This window comes from Vibrio sp. D173a (genome assembly GCF_030248475.1).
This window is the reverse complement of record NZ_JAHGAH010001534.1, coordinates 1-766: the sequence shown is the minus strand read 5'-3', so window position 1 is coordinate 766 and position 766 is coordinate 1. Positions and strand designations below refer to the sequence as shown.

At 44.1% G+C, this 766-nt stretch carries 1 protein-coding gene; it reads left to right on the top strand.

The window, feature by feature from the left end; genetic code table 11:
- Positions 1-119: 119 nt before the first annotated feature.
- Positions 120-551 (top strand): hypothetical protein, encoded by a 432-nt coding sequence (locus KIV40_RS34565; protein ID WP_285353969.1) that lies wholly within the window; start codon positions 120-122, stop codon positions 549-551.
- Positions 552-766: the final 215 nt, after the last annotated feature.

Sequence of the window (766 nt, the reverse complement as noted above, 5' to 3'; positions counted from 1 at the left end):
TGAGGCCTACCTAACCTTTGATGACTGGGTAGAAGCAAGCGGAGAGAGCCATGGTGAGTGGTACAAAACCGCTGTAGAAAACACCTCAGTATCAGCAACGGGCGAATAAGGAGAGCATCATGAAAACATCTATCAAGTTAATCAGCCTACTTTCCATTTCCGTCCTGACTGCATGTGGTGGAGGAGGAGGTGGCTCAACGGCTCAACCTGCTACACCAGCTGCCGCTCAAGATATTGTTGCACAACGTGATTTTTCGTTTGATGTTGGAGAGAAAATAACCCTGTCGATCGATTATTCAGGGTCAACAAAGGGGGCGTTACATCTCTATTCAGAAGCCGCGTTTGTAAAAGCTGATGGTGAGGTAATCCCAGATCCGGTGTCGCGCATCACTACCATCTACCCAGATCTTACGGATGAAGTCAAACTCGAGGTTAATACGAACTGGGACTCTCTATATGTGCGCTGGGTACCAATGACCAGTAGCGAATCAGAGCAGACTTGGAGTATTACTCTTGGGCAGCCGAGCAACAGTTATCACCTTACGTTCTAGTTAACTCATGCTCTAACTCTAAATCACACGGAGAGTGCTATTGGCTACTCTCCGTTTTTTATATTGTCTATTTTCAAGATCATCTGTTTTCGATTCTTTCAATTTTCAAGCCTCAAGCTTTCCCTTCTTTCTGCTCATCTATTAAACAACCTTTGCCTAAAACTATCGAACAATAAACATCATACCTCAAATCTTTTGGGTATTTATTTAGTGGG

What these genes read in the sequence shown, in the direction of transcription:
- KIV40_RS34565 (WP_285353969.1), top strand. Translation starts at nt 120, where the DNA reads ATGAAAACATCTATCAAGTTAATCAGCCTACTTTCCATTTCCGTCCTG.